The organism is Bacillus sp. ISL-75, assembly GCF_018613095.1.
In genome coordinates this window covers 1-9244 of the sequence record NZ_JAGGQX010000024.1, presented here as the reverse complement: position 1 = coordinate 9244, position 9244 = coordinate 1, and the positions used below count along the sequence as shown (strand labels likewise).

The following is a 9244-nucleotide window of genomic DNA, read 5'->3' as shown; positions in this document are numbered from 1 at the left end:
TGCACTTATTTTGTCTACTTTGACGTTTCCTCTCACAATGTGCACAGCCTTTTAAAGATCATTCTTTCAGCATAGATGAGATATGCACACCTTTTACTGGTAATGCACTTATTTTGTCTACTTGACGTTTCCTCTCACAATGTGCACATTCTTTTATAGAATTTTCATTTTAGAATAAAGGAGCTATCTGCTCACCTTCTACTAGTAGGTCACTTATTTTCTACTTTGACGGTTCCTCTCACAATGTGCACATTCTTTTATAGAATTTTCATTTTAGAATAAAGGAGCTATCTGCTCACCTTCTACTAGTTGTGCACTTATTTTGTCTACTTTGACGTTTCCTCTCACAATGTGCACATCCATCATCTTAAAGATCCTTCATTCTGAATAAAAAGAGATATACCCATCCTAAACTAGTTGTGCACTTTTTTTTACTTTGACGTTTCCTCTCACAATGTGCACTGCCTTTTAAAGATCCTTCATTCAGCATAAAAGAGTATCCTCATCCTTTACTAGTTGTGCACTTATTTTCTACTTTGACGGTTCCTCTCACAATGTGCACATCCTTTTAAAGATCCTTCATTCTGCATAAAGAGATATACTCATCCGTCTAATAGTGCACTTATTTTCTGCTTGACGTTTCCTCTCACAATGTGCACAGAGTAAGCCTAAATCATGTGAAACCTTTCTTTACTCCAAGCGACCTGGTCATTATTAAATGATTAACGCTCCCTTTCACAGCAGTACATTAAAAATCCTGTGTGCAACTTTTTTTGCCTGACGTTTGCTCTCACAATGTGCACAAAACCTTCAAAAGACTACATTTTTTGTCTGAATGAACATCCTTGGTTGAATAGTGAAAATTCATTAATTTCTTATAAAAACACAAATTATTGCAAAGTTTGCTCTTTCTTGTGTTTGAAAATGGAGGATAATGACGTTTCCTCTCACACAAACTAGCAAAGATTTCTGTGCAAGTTTTTTAGTTCTGCTTTTGTTTTAATAGACTCTTTTAAAAAAACGTTGATATATCAACGTTTCTCCCAACCCATTAATCAATCAGGTATGACGTTTCCTGTCACAATATGCACAAATTATAAAAAACAATGACGTTTCCTTTCACATAAAAAATTTTAAAGTTTTTTTCAACCCCTTGGGGGACAAGGGATTGACGCCTGTTGTGCAACTTTGAAAATCCCTTAATAAAGGGCATCATTTCCTCTATTTCCATTCTGCTATAATTCAAACTAGGAAAATAGACGAGAGGAGGGCCCCTGGAATGAACAGTAAAATGAGAATCGACGGTTTTCGAATGCATCATGCCATATTGGAAGAATTTCGTTTTCTACGTGATGAGTCATTTGAGCGCCCTCCTGCATCTGCCTATGTTGTATATATGACCATGTTAAAGCAATTGGAAGTAGAACAGAATCAACGCGGCATGCTAAAAGAATATAATCTTTCTTCATGGGCTAAGAAACTTGGAATCTCTTATTCTACTCTTTGGGGAGGAAAGCGATTTCTAGAAGATCATCATTTTGTGAAAGAGGAAATTCACGAAGGATTACCTGTTTTAGTTCTAAAAGATGTCGAAAAGTATAATACACCTGAACATAATGGTGGGGTTCTCAACTACCTGATCATACCACATGGCCTTTTTGACACAAATATATTAGCTGAATTCGTCCGTACTTCAAATCCTGAAGGGATCGAATTACTCTTATCCTTGCTTAACCAATTTCGTACTGGTATGTCTTTTAGCAAAACGGGTGAAGTGGAGAAAGTAAAGCAAGAAAGGACGATGAAAACACTCAAGTTTCAATTGAATAAAAATGCAAAAGGAGTCCGAAAAACATTAAGTGTTTTAGAGGCTCTATTTTCCATAGAATTTACTGGGATTGAAATTCGTGGTAAACAAATATGGATTAAGAAAGTTGGCTTTTCCTTGAAGCCGGAATGCGTGGAAGAGAATACAGATGAATTCAACGTGAACCCGCTTATGGCAAAATTATCAAAAGAGCTAACCTACTTCTTGGATGGACATCAAATTAAATATAAACCAAGAGACCAAATTGATGTCATGCTTTCTTTTAAACAGGAAGTAATGAATAAAATGAACTATTTACTGGATGAAGATAGAGAGAAATTCACTGTCAGGGATCGCTTTATAAAAAATTTCTTTATAGAAACAATGGATCAAATTGGAGTCTTAATACATACAGAAAAACAACGAACCGGAACGTTTCATTTTTACTCAATCGGTGCTTTTTTCAGGATGGCTTTCAGAAAGTATCTCCCTGGTGCTTTAAAAAAGCTGCCTTATGATCTAATCTTTGAAGCCAAAATTAGGGAATTTACTTTAACTGGTCAAGAACCAGCACTTTACAATCTAATTTAATAGAAATAATCAGCCTTGTGAAAAAAATGGACCCTCACAGGGCTCTTCGTATTTGACAAAAATTAAAATCATAGATCAATTTTTAAAATAATTCCTTTCTTTTTCTTCTGTCTTCTTCTTTGACAGATTTTCCAAGAAGGAATTATTTTTTTTTGAGTAAGAGGTTCCGAATATATACTTGTGTATTTGTTGATTTTTAAAATAAACCCTTGTGAATATGTAAATAGTTTAAAAAAATACTTGTGGAGATGTGAATTCTTTTTTATATTATTTGTGTACTAGTGGAAACTATGTTATTACTACTCTCTAAAAAGGCTGAAACCCTTCTCCCACAACGGATATACCCCGAAAATTTAAAATGCCTATTATTATTGTTTTTCTTATTAAATATATATTTTTTACTAATTATATATATTCTTACTAAATATAATTTTTACGATAGAAATCCATGACTATAATATTCTTGTTAATTTAATACCATCTATTAAGTTTTTATTTTTTATTCCTTCATTAATAAAAACATGAGAGATTTTAAAAAGAATATTTACAAATGAGATTGCTTGGTAAAAAGTAATATTTTAGTTAACCTACCCACTCCTCTAACAGACATATAAAATATAAATCGCCTTTAATACCAACACCAATTTGTTTCAAAGCTCGCCTAACACTAAGTAGCCTGCCAAGGCGTGCTTTTTTTCCTTTAAGAAGGTGATGATAGGAAAATTGCTAATCATTCATCGTTAGAACCAAAACAGCAGCTAGATAAAACTCAAAGAAAAAGAAAAAGAATATTCTAGAAAAAAGAAAGTTGAGGAATGATTGAGTTACACCGTGATACTTATATAAGAGGACATGGTACTGTAAGAAGGAAATAAGCAGGATTTACTTTCCTTTTATCGAAAAAGTAATGATGAAAGGAAGGATGCAAATGAATTTAGATTCAAAAAATTTGATTAGATGGGGAATACCTGGATGGATGCTCTTGGCTATATTACTTTCCTATTTTACAATAAGTGATTACGAGGCGGTAAAAACGTTCATATTTAGTAAGGATGTTTCGATCATTGTCTCTTCCATTACACTTTTTATTGGGACTGGAATTATTATAGGCAATTTAATACATCATATTAGTCTTAGTTTTGGTTTTATTATTTGGATAAACAAGAATAAATACTTTAAAAACGAGTATGAGATGGACTTGAAAATTATTAAAAATCAATTCGGAAAAGAGATCCAAAGGATTTATAGTTACAGACTTGGGAATGTTCATGCTTTAAGAGTTTTATCTACTAGTTTATTCCTATCATTATTAATCTTGGTTATATTATCTCTAACGATTACTTTTTCGATAAAGATAGGTATCTTACTTCTAATAGTTCTTGGGCTTAATTGTATTGTGTTTTATAATTGGGTTTATTTTCAAAACAACTTCAATTATTTTATAAAGAAAATTAAGTCTGATTTTGAATTATAGGTTATGGCATCCTTCAGGATGTTTTTTATTTATTAAAGAAGGTGCGGAAAAAATCTTTTTTTGCTGAAATGTAACGAGGAAGGAAAGTGAGAACTATGAAAAACTACGTAACTTATACGTTCCATCAATAGGGTTAAAACGCGATTCAGAAGAATTGAATAGAGTGATAGGGGTCCATTCTGAGGATAACTACATCCTTCATTCTGTGTTGCCTAAAAATTAGTGAAGGTATACTGAAGGATATATTATAATTTTTGTCACAAACGTAGCTGGATTTGATCCATCCTTCGTGGTGTATTTTTTTATTTCAAAACAATGCCAAATTTAAAATGCATGACTTTTTATTGTATTCTTCTGCCTTGTCACTTCAAATCATCTCTATCATCTTTAAATGAAATAGAGAAAGAACAAAATGCAGAAAGAAGAGAAAAACATGATGGTAAGATAAATGCCAATAACGGAAGACGCATTTGATATAAAGTTCGAACAATTGAAAAATATTTCTAGGTAGTAGAAGATGTGAATTTCTTAACATAAAAGTTCCTTCTGTTGTTGGAGATAATCATTCAGATTTTAACAATATTCAAATGAAAATGCTCCCAGGATTGACGGTGCATTCGAGATGTTAAAATTTTATTTATCTGTAGAAAAAACTAGGATATTGATGGAAGTGGAAATTATCGTCAAATGTATTTAAGTATTTTTAAAAATAGTAAATACCTATAAACATAAAGATCTGTATAATATTCTTAAAAATTTTTTAGGATTTTACCGGAATAAAAGAATTGATTATCTAGGGGAATAGGTGAAACACTAAATAGATTTTCTTATAGAATTTTTGAATGGATTTCAGCGAAGTGGAAAGTGGAGGAGTAATAAAGGTGAGAAAAAAAGCGCATTAACAATTTGTAGAATTTAAATTAATGCGCTTCTCGATCTTCCTGCATGTTTTGAATTTTTCTATCAATATATTTCTTATTTTTATTTTTAAACTCAGCTAAAATTTTTAACAAATCTTCGGTGTCCTTTAGGGATACATTTTCATTTTCTAAGTACTTTTCTAAAAGTGCTCCTTTTTGGATCAATCTTCTAGTTCTTTCTCGCCGATCTTCATTAGAAATTTTGTATTCTAAGGCTTTCTTTTTTTGCTCCAGGACTTTTATTTTGTCCTCAAGTTTATGTAACTCTTCATTTGTCATATTAATCACCCGATAGGTTTATTGGTCGTCTCTTCTTCTTTTTGCTCTTCGTTGGATGATGCAACCTCGGAATATACCTTTACTTGGTCCTTAAACAAATCTATTAATGTTTTTGCTTCATTTACATCTTCAATTCCCCATGTGTCCATTAAGTACTTACCAATCTCTTTTTGGGAATTGGTTAGAATACGTTTTTGTTTTTCTTTCAGTTTTTTAATTTGTTCTTCGATATCGTTTATTTTTCCCTTTGTATTGTGTTTTGGCATTTTAGCACCCCTTTTGGATATTTTTCTATATTATAACATTTGAACCAAAACATGGGAAGTGATATAATTATCCCAAAAACAAAGTTTAGGGCGCACTTATATACCACTATCGCGGTATTGTGCGTTGGTCCCTTCTCCGAAGGACCCAAATCCGTGAAGCGTCTGAAAAATTCGCTGTGCTCATGTCATTAAAATAAGTTGAGGTGTCTATAACTATGGCAATCTATCATTTCTCTAATCAGATCCTTTCAAGAAAAAAGCAACAAAATACAATAGCAGCTGCGGCATACCGTTCTGGTGAAAGATTGATAGATGAAAGAACGAATGAAGAAAAGTTTTATAAAAGAAAAGTGAAACCGATTACTCATATCCTTGCGCCTAGTCATGCACCTGAATGGGTTTATGATCGTCAACAATTATGGAATGAAGTGGAGAAAAAAGAAAAACAATGGAATGCTCAACTCGCTCGTGAAATTAATGTAGCCTTACCAAAAGAATTATCCCACGCCGAACAAGAGGAATTAGCCCTTGAATTTTGTACGGAAATTTTTGTTAACGATGGGATGGTTGCCGATTTATCCATCCATCGAGATGATGAAGAAAACCCTCACTTTCATGTGATGTTAACGATTCGCCCCTTTAATGAAGATGGTTCATGGGGAAATAAACAAATGAAAGTGAAAGAATTGATTGACGGAAAACTACAAGTTAAAGCTTTACATATAACCGATTGGAATACGAAAGAAAAACTGGTTTATTGGAGAGAACAGTGGTCTCATTATGCCAATCGTTTTCTAGAGAATAATGGTTTTTCTGAAAGAATCACTCATTTATCAAATAAAGATAGAGGGATTGAAACACTGCCAACGATTCATGAAGGTTTTGTTGCAAGGCAGATGCAAAGCGAAGGTAAAGAATCTGATAGGATTAAAATGAATACTAACAGAAAAGAGTACAACCAAACGATCATTGAACTCGCAGAAGCGAAGAAAGAAAAACAAATAAAAGAAAGAACTGACAAGTATGTTCGTCGCTTTACTCCTTTAGAGAAAAAACAATTACGTGAATCAGCAAAACTGTTACGGATGTTTGTCAACTATGAAAATATTAATACTCGAAGATTACAATTAGGAAAATGGCAATCCCGACTTGAGTTTCATCAGGATTCCATTGATAAATATAAAAAAATAAGCCGGATTGAAAAAGAAACAGAACTATTAAATCAGACAGAAGAAATCTTAAAAATTGAAGCAAATAGATTCTTAGATAAATATTACCCGGATTTAAATAAGGAAGAACTATCTACAGATCAAAAAATTGAAGTTGTTGAAACCACTGTTTCTCAAAATAAATTGTTGAGCATCAAGGACATTGAAAGGGTTTTTCATGAATTAGAGATAAAACAAATTGAAAGGGATCTTCATGTTTTATTAAATAATCGACAGCAATTTGTATTATCCTTGCAGCAAGAACTACAAAATGCAGAGGACCAATTTGAGCACTTACGAGTGAATAATGGAATCAATTTTGCCGATCAATCAACCATTAAAAATGCATCTAATAAAGATTTAAAACAGATGCAGTTTTTATTAAAACATAAAGAAAATATGAATAAATCATTAGACTTGATGGATCAGCTTTATGATCATCAGTTACAAGAAATGTACCCTCATTGGAATGGTCGGAATTATTTAAAGATTGAACAGAAAGAATTCTTTGTAATGGCAGATGAGTATTATGGAAAAACAATAACACCAGAAGATTTCTCCAACCCACCAAGAAAGTATTCAAAAGAAGAACAAAAAGAAATTATTTTGTCTTTGTATTGCATTAAAAGCGATAAAACGGATTCATATAATAAGGATCAACAGTACGAGTTTTTACGAAATAAATATCCTGATATCCAAATGGATAATCAATCTTATATGAAAATCTTTTATCATGAATGCCTGCGTTATTCAGATGAAATTGGCCCAGATAAAATGAATCAGCTTCACAGTGCGTTTAATGTTCAAATATTTAGAAATGTGGAAAAATCATCATTTGAAGCTCCTAACACCTTTACACCACATCCTAATCATTATCTAGGTTCTAAATTTCCTGATGGAACGGATTTCTTCTCGATTCTTGAAAGTGCAATCCGTGAAGCTGACCGCAAGTGGAGGGAAGATGAATTCGAACAATATCACAAAAATAAAAAGAAGAAACGACAAAGAGGAATAGAACGATAGAAAGAGATTGAATGGATGAAAAAAGATAGTAACCTTTATAAAAAAAAATTCGCCAGCAATAAGTAATTTCATTGTGCAAGCACAAGCTAACTTTATAAGGATTGGAGCTTATGAAGGTGGTTGTTTCATTATGAACGTAACTTTAATTTGAAGCCATTGAGAGCTTTGAAAATGTCTTTTTTTTAACTTAATAAATAAAATAATCCTATTACAAGGAGAGAGCCGCCTGATTGTGCCAGGATTTTATTTTTTTGACTTCATTTTTCCGTGTTATTAAGGTGTTTGAATTAAAAAATTTTTAAGATGAAAGAACCTCTTCTAGTCCTTTATTGAGTTGAGTAAGATAAGTAAAGACAGGCACCATAATAGTGATTTTCTTTATGGAATTGAATTTGAGTAATAGTGTAAAGGAGAATTCAGGCGGAAAGCTTAAGAAAAGTGAATTGAAAAAAACAACAGAATCTTGGCTTTATTTGGCTTTAGAGGTTGGCAAAAAAGCATGAGTCTTTATGGCAATTAAGAATCAGATATCGCTACCCTAAGTTATCCTATATTTACCTTTAAGAAAAATGGTTGCTAAACACTCTCATAGGGGGTTAGAAAATGACTAGAAAAAGGATTGACCATGTAGGAGTTATGGTACGAAACTTAGAAAATTCTATTAAATTTTATAAAGATGTTGTAGGTTTAACATTAAAAGGCACACTTCTCCATACAAATGGAATTATCCGATTAGCATTCCTTGGGTTTAATGAATCATATGAAACTGAATTGGAGTTAATTCAAGGCTACAATGATCAACTACCTGCGGAAGGTAAGGTCCATCATTTCGCTGTTACGGTGGACAATATTGAGGAAGAATTTAAACGTATTCAAAGCTTAGATGTAGAATTAGTGGATCAAGAAATTACTTCATTACCTAATGGATATCGCTACTTTTTCGTATACGGCTCAGAAGGGGAATGGGTTGAATTTTTTCAACGCTAAGAATTTACAATATCATTAGCAGAAAGAAGAGATTCTTCTTTTCTGCTAACGATATTGTAAGAACACTCCCATTTAGTTAAGACATTAATCGGTTTCAAAGTTAATCCAGAAAAGATCTTCTATAATATCTACTTGTTTTATAGCCAGCGTTAGCAGTTACATCAATGGGAAAACTCCGTTTGATTTGAAGAATCTTGCAGAGGGGTTACTTGTTTGGGCAAATGTTATCACTTTTTTCAGGAGTGGGTACATATCTGACTTTTTAAATGTAAATCCAAAAGCGGTGGAAGATCTGGTTAACCTGATGGAATACAAGGAAAAGTGTTCTGATTACTTTAAAATCCATCATTCTTATGTTCCAACCCCTACGTTCGGGAAGAATTCTAAGCGTGTAGGGATGGGCAGACGCTGATTTCATTTTGGATGATATGCTGGTAGATGTAAAGGTGACAAAGAATTTTGGATTCAAATCTGATCATACAAACCAGTTGATTGGCTATTATCTGTTGGATTTTTATGAGAAACTGCCAGAAGAAGACAAACAGCGGTTCACGAAAATCGGATTGTTTTTCCCTCGTCAAGACCAATTCGTCTACATGGATATGGCAGATTTAAGAAGAGACTTTGATTTGGATGACTTTGCAAATCAATTTTATAAGATTATCTACCCCCTCTGTTAGGATAGATGT

7 protein-coding genes are annotated in these 9244 nt (G+C 32.7%); 5 read left to right on the top strand and 2 right to left on the bottom strand.

Annotation, left to right across the window (positions count from 1 at the left end):
* The first annotated feature begins 1279 nt into the window (after nt 1–1279).
* Entirely contained in the window at nt 1280–2398 is a 1119-nt protein-coding gene (locus J7E63_RS11265; protein WP_214997916.1) for a hypothetical protein, read from the top strand.
* Between the two features lie 928 nt (nt 2399–3326).
* Nucleotides 3327–3872, top strand: coding sequence for a BA5345 family protein (locus J7E63_RS11260; RefSeq protein WP_215012062.1), 546 nt, complete (start codon nt 3327–3329; stop codon nt 3870–3872).
* Nucleotides 3873–4792: 920 nt separating this feature from the next.
* On the opposite strand, the gene J7E63_RS11255 is transcribed toward J7E63_RS11260, so the two are convergent.
* Nucleotides 4793–5071: a DUF3847 domain-containing protein gene (locus J7E63_RS11255; RefSeq protein ID WP_214719332.1), complete on the bottom strand. Its 279-nt coding sequence runs from the start codon at nt 5069–5071 to the stop codon at nt 4793–4795.
* 5 nt (nt 5072–5076) lie between these two features.
* Nucleotides 5077–5337 carry a hypothetical protein gene (locus J7E63_RS11250; RefSeq protein ID WP_215012060.1) on the bottom strand — a complete coding sequence of 87 codons (261 nt, stop codon included), beginning with the start codon at nt 5335–5337 and terminating at the stop codon, nt 5077–5079.
* Between the two features lie 215 nt (nt 5338–5552).
* Here J7E63_RS11250 and mobQ point away from each other — a divergent pair, with 215 nt between their 5' ends.
* The 3 genes from mobQ to J7E63_RS11235 all read left to right on the top strand — a co-directional run bounded on the left by mobQ (nt 5553) and on the right by J7E63_RS11235 (nt 9235).
* Nucleotides 5553–7568 carry a MobQ family relaxase gene (gene mobQ, locus J7E63_RS11245; protein WP_215012058.1) on the top strand — a complete coding sequence of 672 codons (2016 nt, stop codon included), beginning with the start codon at nt 5553–5555 and terminating at the stop codon, nt 7566–7568.
* A gap of 603 nt (nt 7569–8171) precedes the next feature.
* Nucleotides 8172–8555, top strand: coding sequence for a VOC family protein (locus J7E63_RS11240; protein WP_214719326.1), 384 nt, complete (start codon nt 8172–8174; stop codon nt 8553–8555).
* 446 nt (nt 8556–9001) lie between these two features.
* A complete protein-coding gene (locus J7E63_RS11235; RefSeq protein WP_215012056.1) occupies nt 9002–9235 on the top strand; it encodes a hypothetical protein in 234 nt (77 codons plus the stop codon).
* The last annotated feature ends 9 nt before the right edge of the window (nt 9236–9244 follow it).

Coding starts and splice junctions, on each gene's coding strand:
- J7E63_RS11265 (WP_214997916.1), top strand. CDS start 1,280: ATGAACAGTAAAATGAGAATCGACGGTTTTCGAATGCATCATGCCATA.
- J7E63_RS11260 (WP_215012062.1), top strand. CDS start 3,327: ATGAATTTAGATTCAAAAAATTTGATTAGATGGGGAATACCTGGATGG.
- J7E63_RS11255 (WP_214719332.1), bottom strand. CDS start 5,071: ATGACAAATGAAGAGTTACATAAACTTGAGGACAAAATAAAAGTCCTG.
- J7E63_RS11250 (WP_215012060.1), bottom strand. CDS start 5,337: ATGCCAAAACACAATACAAAGGGAAAAATAAACGATATCGAAGAACAA.
- mobQ (WP_215012058.1), top strand. CDS start 5,553: ATGGCAATCTATCATTTCTCTAATCAGATCCTTTCAAGAAAAAAGCAA.
- J7E63_RS11240 (WP_214719326.1), top strand. CDS start 8,172: ATGACTAGAAAAAGGATTGACCATGTAGGAGTTATGGTACGAAACTTA.